The 15315-nt window shown below is 71.0% G+C and carries 10 protein-coding genes; 7 read left to right on the forward strand and 3 right to left on the reverse strand.

The genetic code is table 11. The features are described 5' to 3' along the window. The first annotated feature begins 96 nt into the window (after window positions 1–96). From DEP02_RS10295 to DEP02_RS10320, 6 genes are all read left to right on the forward strand, one after another. Complete coding sequence (locus DEP02_RS10295; protein ID WP_112467039.1) at window positions 97–1098, forward strand: carbohydrate ABC transporter permease; 1002 nt, start codon at window positions 97–99, stop codon at window positions 1096–1098. A gap of 16 nt (window positions 1099–1114) precedes the next feature. Continuing rightward, window positions 1115–2029, forward strand: a complete 915-nt coding sequence (locus DEP02_RS10300; RefSeq protein ID WP_112467040.1) for a sugar ABC transporter permease — start codon at window positions 1115–1117, stop codon at window positions 2027–2029. A gap of 156 nt (window positions 2030–2185) precedes the next feature. Next, entirely contained in the window at window positions 2186–3874 is a 1689-nt protein-coding gene (locus DEP02_RS10305; RefSeq protein WP_112467041.1) for a glycoside hydrolase family 13 protein, read from the forward strand. A 179-nt stretch (window positions 3875–4053) separates the two neighbouring features. Then, a complete protein-coding gene (locus tag DEP02_RS10310) occupies window positions 4054–5430 on the forward strand; it encodes an alpha-amylase (RefSeq protein WP_198668374.1) in 1377 nt (458 codons plus the stop codon). 169 nt (window positions 5431–5599) lie between these two features. After that, a complete protein-coding gene (gene pulA, locus DEP02_RS10315; RefSeq protein WP_112467042.1) occupies window positions 5600–11011 on the forward strand; it encodes a pullulanase-type alpha-1,6-glucosidase in 5412 nt (1803 codons plus the stop codon). Between the two features lie 37 nt (window positions 11012–11048). After that, entirely contained in the window at window positions 11049–11405 is a 357-nt protein-coding gene (locus tag DEP02_RS10320) for a 5-carboxymethyl-2-hydroxymuconate Delta-isomerase (protein WP_112467043.1), read from the forward strand. Between the two features lie 8 nt (window positions 11406–11413). Here the strand turns inward: DEP02_RS10320 and DEP02_RS10325 are convergent, their stop codons facing one another. From DEP02_RS10325 to DEP02_RS10335, 3 genes are all read right to left on the reverse strand, one after another. Continuing rightward, the gene (locus tag DEP02_RS10325; protein ID WP_112467044.1) at window positions 11414–12103 is read right to left on the reverse strand and encodes a TetR/AcrR family transcriptional regulator; all 690 of its coding nucleotides are present in this window, start codon (window positions 12101–12103) and stop codon (window positions 11414–11416) included. A gap of 55 nt (window positions 12104–12158) precedes the next feature. Further along, window positions 12159–14078, reverse strand: coding sequence for a hypothetical protein (locus tag DEP02_RS10330; RefSeq protein ID WP_112467045.1), 1920 nt, complete (start codon window positions 14076–14078; stop codon window positions 12159–12161). Between the two features lie 93 nt (window positions 14079–14171). Beyond that, window positions 14172–14672: a tetratricopeptide repeat protein gene (locus DEP02_RS10335; protein WP_112467046.1), complete on the reverse strand. Its 501-nt coding sequence runs from the start codon at window positions 14670–14672 to the stop codon at window positions 14172–14174. 159 nt (window positions 14673–14831) lie between these two features. On the opposite strand from DEP02_RS10335, the gene DEP02_RS10340 reads away from it, so the two are divergent. After that, window positions 14832–15236: a hypothetical protein gene (locus DEP02_RS10340; protein ID WP_112467047.1), complete on the forward strand. Its 405-nt coding sequence runs from the start codon at window positions 14832–14834 to the stop codon at window positions 15234–15236. Window positions 15237–15315: the final 79 nt, after the last annotated feature.

A 15315-nucleotide genomic window follows, 5' to 3' on the forward strand; every position in this document is an offset into this window, starting at 1 on the left:
AGTGAGCCGCCGTGGCCGCCGGGTCCTCCGCGGAGGACCCGGCGGCCACCGGCCTGTGTGCCGCCCTGCCCCTGAACTTCCAGAAGGTGTCGAACCATGACAGTCGCCCTCGAGAGCGCGGCCGCCAAGCCCGGCGGCGGGCGCGGCCGCGGCCCCGGCCCGCTGCAGCGCCTCAAGAACGGCTACCAGAAGTACTGGTACGCCTACGCGATGATCGCCCCGGTCGTCGTCGTGCTCGGCGTCCTGGTGGGATACCCGCTGGTGCGGGGCTTCTACCTGACGCTGACCGACGCCGACAGCCTGAACTCGGCCCGCACGATCGGCGTCAACCACATCGAGGCCACCTACAAGTTCATCGGGCTCGACAACTACAAGGACATCCTGTTCGGGCCGACCGCCTACGACCGGTTCTGGTCCCACTTCCTGTGGACGGTCGTGTGGACCGCCCTGTGCGTCTTCCTGCACTACACCATCGGCCTCGGCCTCGCCCTGCTGCTGAACCGGAAGGTGCGCGGCCGCACCTTCTACCGCCTGATGCTCATCCTGCCGTGGGCCGTGCCCACCTTCGTCACCGTCTTCTCCTGGCGGATCATGCTCGCCGACTCCGGCGTGCTCAACCAGATGCTCGGCACCCTGCACCTGCCCCAGCCGCAGTGGCTGGAGGACGTCTTCTGGCAGCGGTTCGCCGCCGTCATGGTCAACACCTGGTGCGGCGTGCCGTTCATGATGGTCTCGCTCCTCGGCGGCCTGCAGTCCATCGACGCCTCCCTGTACGAGGCCGCCGAGATGGACGGGGCGAGCGCCTGGCAGCGCTTCCAGCACGTCACCCTGCCGGGCCTGCGCGCGGTCAGCTCCACCGTGGTCCTGCTCGGGGTCATCTGGACGTTCAACCAGTTCGTCATCATCTTCCTGCTGTTCGGCAAGAACTCCGCCCCGGACGCCCAGATCCTCGTCACCTGGGCCTACCGGCTCGGCTTCGGCCAGCAGCCGCGCGAATACGCCGAGTCCGCCGCCTACGGCGTACTGCTGCTGTCGATCCTGACCGTCTTCACCTCCTTGTACTTCCGCTGGCTGAAGCGCAATGACCAGCTCGTCTGACGCAGGAGCCCCCACGATGAGCACCACGACCCTCGACACCGCCGCGTCACCGGCCGCTTCCGCGACCGCGGCCGGCGCTCCCCGGCGGCGCGTGCGGCGGCGCGGGGAGAGCGGACCGCTGGCCCGCACCGTCACCCACGGCCTGCTCGTGCTGGCGAGCCTGATCGCCGCGGCCCCGGTCATCTGGCTGATCTACCTCTCCCTCGGCCCGGACAAGAACGACTACCTGCACCCGGGCGCCATCGCGGAGAAGATGACGTTCTCGAACTACGCGTTCGTGCTCCAGCACACGAACTTCTTCAAGTGGCTCCAGTCCACGCTGATCGTCGCCCTGGGCACCACCCTGGTCGGCGTCGCCTTCGCCGCCACCACCGGCTACGCGGTCTCCCGCATGCGCTTCCCCGGGTACCGGTCGCTGATGTGGGTGCTGCTGCTCACCCAGGCGTTCCCGATCGCCATCCTCATCGTCCCGATGTACGAGATCTTCTCCGAGCTCGGCCTGATCGACACCTACGGCGCGCTCATCCTGATCAACTGCACGACGGCCGTGCCGTACTGCGCCTGGCTGATGAAGGGCTACTTCGACACCATCCCCATCGAGATCGACGAGGCCGGGCGCGTCGACGGCCTCAGCCCGTTCGGCACCTTCCTGCGGCTCATCCTGCCGCTGGCCAGGCCGGGCCTCGCGGTCGCCGGGTTCTACAGCTTCATCACGGCCTTCGGCGAGGTCGCCTTCGCCTCCACGTTCATGCTGGACGACGAGAACTACACCTTCGCCGTCGGTCTGCAGAGCTTCGTCAGCGAGCACGACGCCCAGTGGAACTATATGGCCGCGACCGCGGTGTTGATCGCCGTCCCGGTGGCCGCTTTCTTCTACCTTGTCCAGAAAAACCTGGTCACCGGCCTCACCGCGGGAGGCACCAAGGGCTGATCCCCACCGGCCGGCAACCGGCTCCCGCGCGCCTGCCCGCGCGGGTGGCGGCCGCGGTGCCTCTCCGACCCCGACGACACCGCGGCCGCCTCGTCACCCGGACGCCGCCGCCACCCGCACCCACGACCCCCCTACTCCGCACGTACCAAGGACGCCATGAGCCAGCAGCACTTCCCGGCCGAATCCCCTCTCTCCGAAGCGGCTGTCGCCACCGTCGCCCCGCGCCGTGACTGGTGGCGGGACGCGGTGATCTACCAGGTGTACCCGCGCAGCTTCGCCGACAGCGACGGCGACGGCATGGGTGACCTGGAGGGAATCCGCTCCCGCCTGCCGTACCTGCGCGACCTGGGCGTGGACGCCGTGTGGCTCAGCCCCTTCTACGCCTCCCCGCAGGCCGACGCCGGCTACGACGTCGCCGACTACCGGGCCGTCGACCCCATGTTCGGCAACCTCCTGGACGCCGACGCGCTGATCCGCGACGCTCACGAGCTGGGCCTGCGGATCATCGTCGACATCGTGCCCAACCACTCCTCCGACCAGCACGAGTGGTTCAAGCGGGCCGTCGCCGAGGGCCCCGGCTCCCCGCTGAGGGACCGCTACCACTTCCGCCCCGGCAAGGGGAAGGACGGCTCACTGCCGCCCAACGACTGGGAGTCCATCTTCGGCGGCCCCGCCTGGACCCGGGTCACCGAACCGGACGGCACCCCCGGTGAGTGGTACCTGCACCTGTTCGCCCCCGAGCAGCCCGACTTCAACTGGGACCACCCGGCCGTCGGCGACGAGTTCCGCTCCATCCTGCGGTTCTGGCTCGACATGGGCGTCGACGGCTTCCGCATCGACGTGGCCCACGGCCTGGTCAAGGCCGACGGACTGCCCGACCTCGGCACCCACGACCAGCTGAAGCTGCTGGGCAACGACGTCATGCCGTTCTTCGACCAGGACGGCGTGCACGCGATCTACCGGCAGTGGCGGCACATCCTCGACGAGTACTCCGGCGAGCGCATCTTTGTCGCGGAGGCGTGGACGCCGACCGTGGAGCGCACCGCGAACTACGTGCGCCCCGACGAGCTGCACCAGGCGTTCAACTTCCAGTACCTCACCACCGACTGGGACGCCGACGAGCTCCGTACGGTCATCGACCGCACCCTTGACGCCATGCGCCCGGTCGGCGCCCCCGCCACCTGGGTGCTGTCCAACCACGACGTCACCCGGCACGCCACCCGCTTCGGCAACCCGCCCGGCCTCGGCACCCAGATCCGCACCCCCGGCGACCGCGAGCTGGGCCTGCGCCGGGCCCGCGCCGCCACGCTGCTGATGCTGGCGCTGCCCGGTTCGGCGTATGTCTACCAGGGCGAGGAGCTCGGCCTGCCGGACGTCGTGGACCTGCCGGACGAGGTGCGCCAGGACCCGGCGTACTTCCGCGGCGAGGGCCAGGACGGCTTCCGCGACGGCTGCCGGGTGCCGATCCCGTGGACCCGCGAGGGCTCCTCCTACGGCTTCGGCGACGGCGGCAGCTGGCTCCCGCAGCCGGCGAACTGGGGCGGGCTGAGCGTCGAGGCCCAGCAGGGCGTGCCCGGCTCCACCCTGGAGCTGTACCGCGCCGCCCTCGCCGCCCGCCGTGCCCACCCCGACCTGGGCGCGGGCGACGAGGTGGAGTGGCTGCGTGCCCCCGAGGGCGTCCTCGCCTTCCGGCGCGGCGACTTCGTCTGCGTGGCGAACACGACCGGCGAGTCGGTCACCACCCCGGCGTACGGCCGTGTGCTGCTCACGAGCGGCGAGGTGACGGAGGCGGACGGCGAGGTCAAGGTCCCGGGCGACACGACGGTGTGGTGGACCACCGACTGAGGCACGGGGCCTGAGGCACGGGAGCTGAGTCACGGGGCCTGAGGCACGGGGGGTCGAGGCCACACTTTCACATCAACTCCACACGGCCCGCTGTCCGTTGGGGCAGCGGGCCTTTATTCTGCGGTCAACAACTTGCTGAACTTTTCAGCAAGAGCCTTCAACGAAGAAGGAACCCCCACATGACCATCCGCAGATCCCTTTCATGTGCCGCGGCCCTCGCCGCGGCAGCCTCGGTCGCTCTGGCGTCCCCCGCCGTGGCCTCCCCGCCCGGCACCAAGGACGTCACCGCGGTCCTCTTCGAGTGGAACTTCGCCTCCGTCGCCAAGGAGTGCACCAACACCCTCGGCCCCGCCGGCTACGGCTACGTCCAGGTCTCCCCGCCCGCCGAGCACATACAGGGCTCGCAGTGGTGGACGTCGTACCAGCCGGTGAGCTACAAGATCGCCGGCCGGCTCGGTGACCGCGCCGCGTTCCAGAACATGGTCAACACCTGCCACGCGGCGGGTGTGAAGGTCGTCGTGGACACGGTGATCAACCACATGTCGGCGGGCAGCGGCACCGGCACCGGCGGCTCGTCGTACACCAAGTACGACTACCCGGGCCTGTACTCGGTGTACGACTTCGACGACTGCATGTCCGAGATCACCAACTACCGGGACCGCTGGAACGTCCAGCGCTGCGAACTGGTGGGCCTCGCCGACCTCGACACCGGCGAGGAGTACGTCCGCAGGACCATCGCCGGCTACATGAACGACCTGCTCTCCCTCGGCGTCGACGGCTTCCGCATCGACGCGGCCAAGCACATGGACGCGGGCGACCTCGCCAACATCAAGTCGCGCCTGACGAACCGGAACGCCTACTGGAAGCAGGAGGTCATCCACGGCGCGGGCGAGGCGGTCCAGCCCGGTGAGTACACGGGCAACGGCGACGTCCAGGAGTTCCGCTACGCCTACGACCTCAAGCGGGTCTTCAACAACGAGAAGCTCGCCTACCTGAAGAACTACGGCGAGGGCTGGGGCTACCTGAACAGCTCGGTGGCCGGCGTCTTCGTCGACAACCACGACACCGAGCGCAACGGCTCCACCCTCAACTACAAGAACGGCGCCAACTACACCCTGGCCCACGTCTTCATGCTGGCCTGGCCCTACGGCGCCCCCGACATCAACTCCGCCTACGAGTGGTCCAACATCGACGCCGGCCCGCCCAACGGCGGCCGGGTCAACGCCTGCTGGCAGGACGGCTGGAAGTGCCAGCACGCCTGGCCGGAGATCAAGTCCATGGTCGCCTTCCGCAACGCCACCCGCGGCCAGGCGGTGACCAACTGGTGGGACAACGGCAACAACGCCATCGCCTTCGGCCGCGGCAACAAGGGCTTCGTGGCCATCAACCACGAGCCGGGCAGCCTGACCCGCACCTACCAGACGTCCCTCCCGGCGGGCACGTACTGCAACGTCCAGAACAACACGCCGGTGACGGTGAACAGCGCCGGACAGTTCACCGCCACCCTGGGCTCCAACACGGCGTTGGCGCTCCATGCGGGCAGGTCCGGCTGCTGAGCCCTGCCGTCCGGGGCGCCGGTAGGTGTGAAAACTCTTGCTAGGGGTTTCAAAGGTCTTGCTGTAAACCTTGCGCAGGCGATACGGTCGCGCCCACGCCCGGCGGCAGAGCCGCTGCCCGGGCGAGGGGTCGCAGTCAAGTGAGCCGTACCGCCAAGGAGTTCACCCAGTGATACCGAGATGGCCGGCGCCCTCGCGGCGCCGCACCCCGTCAGGCAGACGCGTCGCCGCCGTCACCGTGGCCGCGCTCGCCGCAGCGCTCGTCCCACCGCTCACGGCGCGGGCGGCCCCACCGCCCGCGCCGCCCTCGGACGCCAGGCTCGCCGCCGAGCCGGCCCGGCACGAACTGACGCGTGAGCAGTTCTACTTCGTCCTGCCGGACCGTTTCGCCAACGGGGACACCTCCAACGACAGGGGCGGACTGACCGGTTCGAGGCTCGCCACCGGCCACGACCCCACCGACAAGGGCTTCTACCAGGGCGGCGACCTCAAGGGCCTGACCGACCGGCTCGACTACATCAAGGGCCTGGGCACCACCGCCATCTGGCTCGCGCCGATCTTCAAGAACCAGCCCGTGCAGGGCACCGGAAAGGACGCCTCGGCCGGCTACCACGGCTACTGGATCACCGACTTCACCCAGGTCGACCCGCACTTCGGCACCAACAAGGACCTCAAGACCCTCATCTCCAAGGCACACGCCAAGGGCATGAAGGTCTTCTTCGACGTCATCACCAACCACACCGCCGACGTCATCGACTACGAGGGCGACTCCCGCGCGTACCTGTCCAAGGGCGCCTTCCCGTACCTGACCAAGGACGGCCGCCCCTTCGACGACGCCGACCACGCGGACGGCACGAAGAAGTTCCCCGCAGTCGGCAAGGACTCCTTCCCGTACACCCCGGCGGTCCCCGCGGCCAAGAAGAACCTCAAGGTCCCGTCGTGGCTCAACGACCCGGCGATGTACCACAACCGGGGCGACTCCACCTACGCCGGCGAGAACTCCACCTACGGCGACTTCGCCGGCCTCGACGACCTGTGGACCGAGCGCCCCGAGGTCGTCAGCGGCATGGAGAAGATCTACCAGCGCTGGGTGAAGGACTTCGGCATCGACGGCTTCCGCGTCGACACCGTCAAGCACGTCAACATGGAGTTCTGGACCCAGTGGGCCACGGCGCTGGACGAGTACGCCGCCCGGCAGGGCCGTGAGGACTTCTTCATGTTCGGCGAGGTCTACTCCGCCGACACCTCCGTGAACGCCCCCTACGTCACCCAGGGCCGCCTGGACGCCACGCTCGACTTCCCCTTCCAGGACGCGGCCCGCGCCTACGCCTCCCAGGGCGGCAGCGCGAAGAAGATGGCGAGCGTCTTCGGCGACGACTACAAGTACACGACCGACAAGGCCAACGCCTACGAGCAGGTCACCTTCCTCGGCAACCACGACATGGGCCGCATCGGGCACTTCCTCAAGCAGGACAACCCCAAGGCCACCGACGAGCAACTGCTGGCCAAGGGCAGGCTCGCCAACGAGCTGATGTTCCTCAGCCGCGGCAACCCCGTCGTCTACTACGGCGACGAGCAGGGCTTCACCGGCTCCGGCGGCGACAAGGACGCCCGCCAGACCATGTTCGCCTCCCAGGTCGCCGACTACCTCGACGACGAGCAGATCGGCACCGACCGCACCCACGCCCGCGACGCCTACGACACCACCGCGCCCCTGTACCGGCAGATCGCGGGCCTGGCCGAGCTCCGCAAGGACAACCCGGCCCTCACGGACGGAGTCCAGACCGAGCGGTACGCGGCCGACGGGCCAGGTGTCTACGCCTTCACCCGTACGGACGCGAGGACCGGCGCCGAGTACGTCGTCGCCTTCAACAACGCCGACGACGCGAAGACCGCCACCTTCGCCACCGGCTCGGCGAGGATGACGTACCGCGGCATCCACGGCACCGAGGCGACCGTGACCTCCGGTGCCGACCGCGAGGTCACCGTGACCGTCCCGGCCGCGTCCGCCGTCGTCCTCAAGGCGGCCGGCACCCTCGACAAGCCCGCCACCAAGCCGTCCCTCACCCTGACGGCCCCCGCCGCCGGAGCCACCGGCACCGTCGACCTCAGCGCCGACGTCACCGGCGGACAGCTCAACCGGGTGGTCTTCGCCGCCCAGGTCGGCAACGGCCCCTGGAAGGTGCTCGGCTCCGCCGACCACGCCCCCTACCAGGTCACCCAGACCATCGGCAAGGACGTGAAGCCCGGCACCGCCCTGCGCTACAAGGCGGTCGTCGTCGACTCGGCCGGCCGTACGGCGAGCGCCACCGCGGCCTCCACCACCGGCACCCCGCCGGCCCCCGAGGTCCCCACCGTCTCCTCCCGCGACCACGCGATCGTGCACTACAAGCGCACCGACGGCGACTACGCGAACTGGGGCCTGTACGCGTGGGGCGACCTCGCCGACGGCGAGGCGACCACCTGGCCGGACAGCCACCCCTTCATCGGCCGTGACGCCTACGGCGCCTTCGCCTACGTCAAGCTGAAGCCGGGCGCCTCCGACGTCGGCTTCCTGGTGATCGACAAGGACGGCAACAAGGACGTCTCCGCCGACCGGTCCATCGACCTCGGCAGGACCGGTGAGGTCTGGGTCGAGCAGGGCAAGGAGGACGTACGGACCACGCGGCCCGCCGACTACCCGGAGCAGGACAGGTCCAAGGCGGTCCTCCATTACCACCGCGCCGACGGGAACTACGACGGCTGGGGCCTGCACGTCTGGACGGGCGCCGCGAACCCCACCGACTGGTCGAAACCCCTCCAGCCGGTCAAGATTGACTCCTATGGCGCGGTCTTCGAGGTACCGCTCACCGACGGTGCCACCAGTCTCAGCTACATCGTCCACAAGGGCGACGAGAAGGACCTCGCCGCCGACCAGTCCCTGGACCTCAAGGCCGACGGCTACGAGGTGTGGCTGTTGAGCGGCCAGGACAAGCACCTGCTGCCGCAGCCCGCGGGCGGGGCGGCCACCCTGGACCTGTCCACCTCCAGGGCGATCTGGATCGACCGGAACACGGTCGCCTGGAACGGCGCGGACGGCGCCGCCTCCACCCAGCTGGTCTACTCCCACGACGGCTCCCTCACCGTCAGGGACGGGACCCTGACCGGTGGCGACGAGCGCTGGCTGCGGCTGGACAGGACCACGCTGACCGACGCGCAGAAGGCGAAGTTCCCGCACCTGAAGGACCACACCGCCTACTCCGTCGACCCGCGCGACCGCACCCGGGTCCGCGAGGCCCTGCGCGGCCAGGTCGTCGCCTCCCAGCGCGCCGCGAACGGCGCCGTGCTCGCGGCGACGGGCGTCCAGCTCGCCGGCGTACTCGACGACGTCCACGGCAACGCGGCGACGAAGGCGCAGCTCGGCCCGGTCTTCCACGACGGGCGGCCCACCTTGGGCGTGTGGGCGCCGACCGCGCAGAGCGTGGCCCTGGAGCTGGACGGAAAGACGGTCGCCATGCGCCGCGACGACACCACCGGCGTCTGGTCGGTCACCGGCCCGGCATCCTGGAAGAACAAGCCCTACCGGTACGTCGTGAAGGTGTGGGCCCCCGCCGTGCGCGAGGTCGTCACCAACAAGGTCACCGACCCGTACTCGGTCGCCCTCACCGCGGACTCCGAGCGCAGCCTCGTCGTCGACCTGGGCGACAAGGCGCTCGCCCCGAGCGGCTGGTCCGGTCTGGCCAAGCCCAGGGCCGTACCGCTCAGGGACGCCCAGATCCAGGAGTTGCACATCCGCGACTTCTCCGTCGCGGACCGGACGGTCCCGGCGAAGAACAAGGGCACCTACCTCGCCTTCACCGACAAGAACAGCGACGGGTCGAAGCACCTGCGGGAGCTGGCCGAGGCCGGCACCTCCCACGTCCACCTGCTGCCGGCCTTCGACATCGCCACCATCCCGGAGAAGAAGGCCGACCAGGCCACCCCGGACTGCGACCTGGCCTCCTACCCGGCCGACTCCGAGCGGCAGCAGGCGTGCGTGGCCAGGACCGCCGCGAAGGACGCCTACAACTGGGGCTACGACCCGTACCACTACACGGTCCCCGAGGGCTCCTACGCCACCGACCCGGACGGCACGGCCCGCACCGTGCAGTTCCGGCAGATGGTGCAGGCGCTGAACCGGGACGGCCTCAGGGTCGTCATGGACGTGGTCTACAACCACACGGCGGCCAGCGGCCAGGCGGACACCTCCGTCCTGGACAGGATCGTGCCCGGCTACTACCAGCGGCTCCTCGCGGACGGCTCGGTGGCCAACAGCACCTGCTGCGCCAACACCGCGCCCGAGAACGCCATGATGGGCAAGCTGGTCGTCGACTCGATCGTCACCTGGGCCAAGGAGTACAAGGTCGACGGCTTCCGCTTCGACCTCATGGGCCACCACCCCAAGGCCAACATGCTCGAGGTCAGGAAGGCCCTCGACGCGCTCACCCTGAAGAGGGACGGCGTGGACGGCAAGAACATCATCCTGTACGGGGAGGGCTGGAACTTCGGCGAGATCGCCGACGACGCCCGGTTCGTGCAGGCCACGCAGAAGAACATGGCCGGTACCGGCATCGCGACCTTCTCCGACCGGGCGCGGGACGCGGTGCGCGGCGGCGGGCCCTTCGACGACGACCCCGGCATCCAGGGCTTCGCCTCGGGCCTCCTCACCGAGCCCAACTCCTCGGCCGCGAACGGCACCGAGGCCGAGCAGAGGGCCCGCCTGCTGCACTACCAGGACCTGATCAAGGTCGGCCTGAGCGGCAACCTCGCCACGTACCGCTTCACGGACACCGGCGGCAGGCAGGTCACCGGCGCGGACGTCGACTACAACGGCTCGCCCGCCGGCTACGCGGACGCCCCCGGCGACGCCCTCGCCTACTCCGACGCGCACGACAACGAGTCGCTGTTCGACGCGCTGGCCTACAAGCTGCCGAAGGACACCCCGGCGGCCGACCGGGCCCGGATGCAGGTCCTGGCCATGGCGACGGCCGCGCTCTCGCAGGGCCCGGCGCTCTCCCAGGCCGGCACCGACCTGCTGCGCTCCAAGTCCCTGGACCGCAACTCCTACGACAGCGGCGACTGGTTCAACGCCATCCACTGGAACTGCGCCGACGGCAACGGCTTCGGCCGCGGGCTGCCCATGGCGGCCGACAACCAGGACAAGTGGCCGTACGCCAGGCCGCTGCTGACCTCGGTCGAGGTGGGCTGCCCGCAGATCCGGGGGACCTCGGCGGCGTACCGGGACCTGCTGAGGATCCGTACGACGGAGAAGGCGTTCTCCCTCGCCACGGCCGCGCAGGTGCAGGCCCAGTTGTCCTTCCCGCTGTCCGGCAAGGACGAGACGCCCGGCGTGATCACCATGAGACTCGGTGACCTGGTCGTGGTGTTCAACGCGACGCCCGAGCGGCAGCAGCAGCGCGTCGCGGCGCTCGCCGGGGCGCACTACCGGCTGCACCCGGTGCAGGCGGCGGGCGCGGACCCGGTGGTGAAGACCTCCTCCTACACGACGGCGACGGGCACGTTCACCGTTCCGGCCCGTACGGTCGCGGTCTTCGGAAACTAACCTGAGGTGGCTGGATCGCCTTAGAACAGGAGTGCTCATGCCGCAGATCACCGTCGACTACTCCGAGCAGCTGGCGGACGCCTTCGACCGGCCCGCCTTCGCGCGGGAGCTGCACGCGCGGACGGTCGAGATCGCGGCCGCGAAACCCCCGGCGTGCAAGACGCAGTTCCGCCGGACCGAGGACACAGTCGTCGGGCCGGACGCCGGGGGCCACGCGATCGTGCACGTCACCATCGGCCTGCTGGCCGGCCGCACCGACGAGACCAAGGCCCGCCTGTCGGAGGCGGCCCTCCAGGCGCTGCGGCAGCACGTGAAACCGGTGGAGGGCGTGTCCCTGCACGCCTCGGCCGAGGTACGCGACCTGGACGCGTCCTACCGGAAGTCCGACGCCTGAGAAGCCGTTCAGGAAGCGAGGTTCACGAGCCGGGCGATCAGGTCCCCGAAGGGGCCGTCGCCCGGCTCGTCCTTGAAGACGTGGCGCAGCAGGGCGCCCAGCTCCTCGTCGTAGGCGGCGCTGACGGCCGCGAGGGCGCCGAAGTCGTGCACGAGCTGCACCTCCAGCTCGGCGCGCGGGATGCGCCGGCCGTCCAGCCAGATCAGCGCCGTGGACTCGGTGAGCGAGATCCACGAGCGGATGACCAGTTCCAGGCGCGCGGGCGGGTCCTCGACCTGCAGATGCGACAGGATCTGGCCGTAGGCGGCCTGCCGTACGGAGTCGATGAGCGCGTTCGTCCTCGAGGAGCCCACGGCGGGGCCGCCGCGCATCAGGGCCGAGAATCCGGGGCCGTGCTCGTCCACGAAGTCGAAGAAGCGGCGCATCACCCGCAGCAGCCGGGCCCCCAGCGGACCCTCGTGCGGCTCCACGAACCGGCCCGCCAGATCCTCCGAGGCACGCTTCAACGCGGCTTCGTACAGGCTGAGTTTGCCGGGGAAGTAGTGGTAGACCAGCGGGCGGGAGATGCCCGCCGCGGACGCTATCTCGTCGATGGAGACCTCGTCGGGCGAGCGGCGGCTGAACAGTTCGAGGGCGACGCCGATCAACTGCTGCCGTCGCTCCTCGACTCCCAATCTGCGACGAACCCCGGTAGTCATACGAACACCTTACCGATCGAATCCGGCCCTGAATGGACCGGACTGATACAGGTGTTCACTTTTGGCGCAGTACGCCGATGGACGTGCCGTCGTCCAGCGTCCCGGCGAGGTCCGCCTGGGCGCCCTGCCGGGTCCGTACGGCGAGCAGGTGGCCCTCGGAGGTCGCGCGGACCCCGCCCGTCGCGCTGATCGACGCGGTGTCCTCGGTGCCGGCCGCGAGCAGGTACCAGGTGCCGGCCTCCGACTTCCACAGCACCCCGGCCAGCACGTGCGGATCGCGGGCGCCGCACGCGGACACGTCCTCGGCCCTGGCCACGGCCGCGCCGTACTTCCCGCCGGGGGTGCGGAACTGGGCCAGCACCCGGGGGCCGGTGCCGCGCCAGGTCTCGGCGCGGGTGCACACCCACTCGGCGGTGCCGCCGTCGTCGGGCAGCGGCTGCTCGGCGTACTGCCAGGCGTTGACCGACCGTACGCCCTGTGCGCGCGCCGCGCCCAGCGAGCAGGCGAACGGCGCCCAGGCGCGGCGCCCCGGCTCGGCCGACGTCTCCTGCGGGGCGGTGGGGCTGCCGGTGGTGAGGCGGGCGGGGACCAGTTCGCCCAGGTCGCTCAGCAGGTGCGTACCGAAGTCCGCGGTCAGCTGCAGCGCGTTCCACGAGGTGCAGGGGCCGGTCCTCTGGGCCGGGCCGGCCAGCGGCCGGGTGACACCGTCCTTCAGACTGAGGCCGGTGGCCTCGGAGTCGGGCCTGAGCAGGTCCCGTTCGGCCGCCCCGGTCACCCAGGGCGCCGTCAGATAGCGGACGTTGCCGTCGGAGCGGCTGAGCACCACCGCGGCCGCCTCCGTGCCGGTGGCGCCGTCGACGCGGGCGAAGTCCAGGGCGACCTCGGCCGTGGAGCCCTTCGGCTCGGCGTAGCGGGCGATGCGCAGGCCGTCGTAGAAGATCACCACGTGCGCGTTGTCGATGCTGCCGGCGTAGAGCAGTTGCGGTGGTCCGGCGGGGCCGCCGGAGGGGGTGCCGGGGGTGGCCGAGACCCGGACGGACTCGCCGGGGCGGGCCCAGACGGCGAGCGCGCGGCGCAGCAGGGCCGTGTCGCCGGTGCGGTCGCCGCGCGCCGGCCACACGGAGAAGCCCAGGCGGGCGGAGGTCTGCCAGGCGGTGGGCGCGGCCTTCGTCAGCTTGGCCGGGTCGAGCGCGGCCTCGGCGGAGGGGTTCTTCGCGTACACCGGGGCGGCGGCACCGTCGGGGCCCCAGCCGCCCCCGGGCAGGGCGACGAGGGCGCCGCACACGGCGAGGGCCGCGACGCCGGCGAGCGCGGCCCTGCTGTGCTGCCTGCGCCGCATCAGGTCGGTGGGGCGGGCCTGCAGCGAACAGGGGTCGAACTCGGAGGACTCCAGCAGCGCGTAGTGGCCGGGCACGCGGTCGGCCTGGCGCAGCGCGGCGCCGGGGTCGGTCACCCCCGCGGCCGTCAGCAGCTCGTGCACGACAGGGTCCGGGAGCCGTTCCAGGCCGCGCAGCACATAGGCGGCGCGGGCCGGTCCGGACAGGGACGCCAGCCGCTGGTCCAGGGCGAGCTCGTCGGCGCCGCCCGAGCGCGGGAACAGCCGCAGCCCCCACACCATGGGCAGCAGCGGCGGCAGTTGGGCGCGCTTTGGCCACACCGTACGCCTCAGCGGCCGGCCCGCCTCCAGCGCCGTACGCAGCACCTGGAGCCGTACGAAGGCGTACCCCGGGTCGGCCTCGCGGCCGCCCGGCCGGACCGGGACCCCGGACGCCGACCGCCCGCGCGGCAGCGCCCGCTGCACGAGCGCGTGCGCGCTCAGCACCCGCCGCCCCCGCCCGAGCCCCGGCGGCAGCACCAGGTACGCGAGCCGGACCAGCCGGGGGTAGTGCTCGACGAGCGCGGCCTCGGCCCGCTCGACGTCGACGACCGGCGCGGAGGAGGACGAGTGAGGCGGGGCGACATCCTGTGACTGCACGCCCAGCCAAACGAGCGAACCGCCCGTTGGTCACCGCCGCCCCGCGGGCTCGGTCCTCCGGCTCGACGGTCTGGGTCCTCCGGCTCGGCGGACTCAGTCCTCCGGCTCGACCAGCAGCCGGGCGTAGTTCGCCATCGACCGCTGGTAGCGGGGCAGATGGGGCGCGAGGGCGCCGAGAACGAGGGACAGGCCCTCGCGGTCGCGGCCGAGACTGGACAGGCACAGGGCCAGAGTCGCCCGGACCGCGTCGTCCAGCTCGTCCGACGGCGCGTCCAGTTCGGGCGTGAGTAGCTTGACGCCCTCCTCCGGCTCCCCGATGTTCCGCAGCGAGCTGGCCAGCTGGATCCGCGCCCGGCGGCCCCGGTAGCCGCTCAGCCCACGGGCCAGCGCCTCCCGGTACAGCGGCACGGCCAGGTCCGAACGGCCGGTGGAGTCCCAGGCGCAGGCCCGCTCGAACGGGCCGAGCGGGCTGCCCTCCGGCAACTCGGCGGCAAGGGCGTCGATCACCGCCCGGAACGCGGGGGCCTCGTCCTCGGAGTAGTCGTCGAAGCGGGCCCAGGCGGCGGCCACACGGTCTTCCCAGTCCTGGTTCACCGGATCACTTTCGCACGTGTGTGCCGTCGTGGGCCACCGGATTGAGCGCTGGGGGCCTTTCGGCCGTATCGGTGGGTGGGCCCCCGCTCGGGGGTCTGTGCGGCATGCCTGTCGGGCGTGCCGGTGGGAACTGAGGGCCGGAAGCGACCGGAGGAACAGATGAGGGTGACCCGACCGATGCTCGCGGTGGCCGGGGCCGCGGCGGTGCTGGCGCTGGCGGGGTGCGGCTCCGGGGGCGGCGGGACGGCGAAGGTGCCGCCGACGGCGACCGGCAGCCTGGAGAGCCTGGCCGCCGAAGTGAAGTGCGAGCCGGACATGCAGACCGACGCCGACACGATCCGTCAGGCGATCTGCACCAACGCCACCGGCAAGTTCGTCCTCGCCACCTTCTCCACCGACCGCGGCCAGCGCGAGTGGATGAACGACGCCAAGGACTACGGCGGTTTCTACCTCGTCGGCCGCAAGTGGGTCGCCGTCGGCGACAACAGCGTGGTCACCGCGCTGCGCGGCACCCTCGGCGGCGACGTGGAGATCGGCACCGACCACAGCGCCCACGGCGGCTGAGCCCAGCCCCGCGCGCGGGGCGCGCACACGGCGAAGGCCGGCGGCGGGAAATCCCGCCGCCGGCCTTCTTCACCTGGTC

This window comes from Streptomyces triticisoli, assembly GCF_003270085.1.
GTDB lineage: Bacteria > Actinomycetota > Actinomycetes > Streptomycetales > Streptomycetaceae > Streptomyces > Streptomyces triticisoli.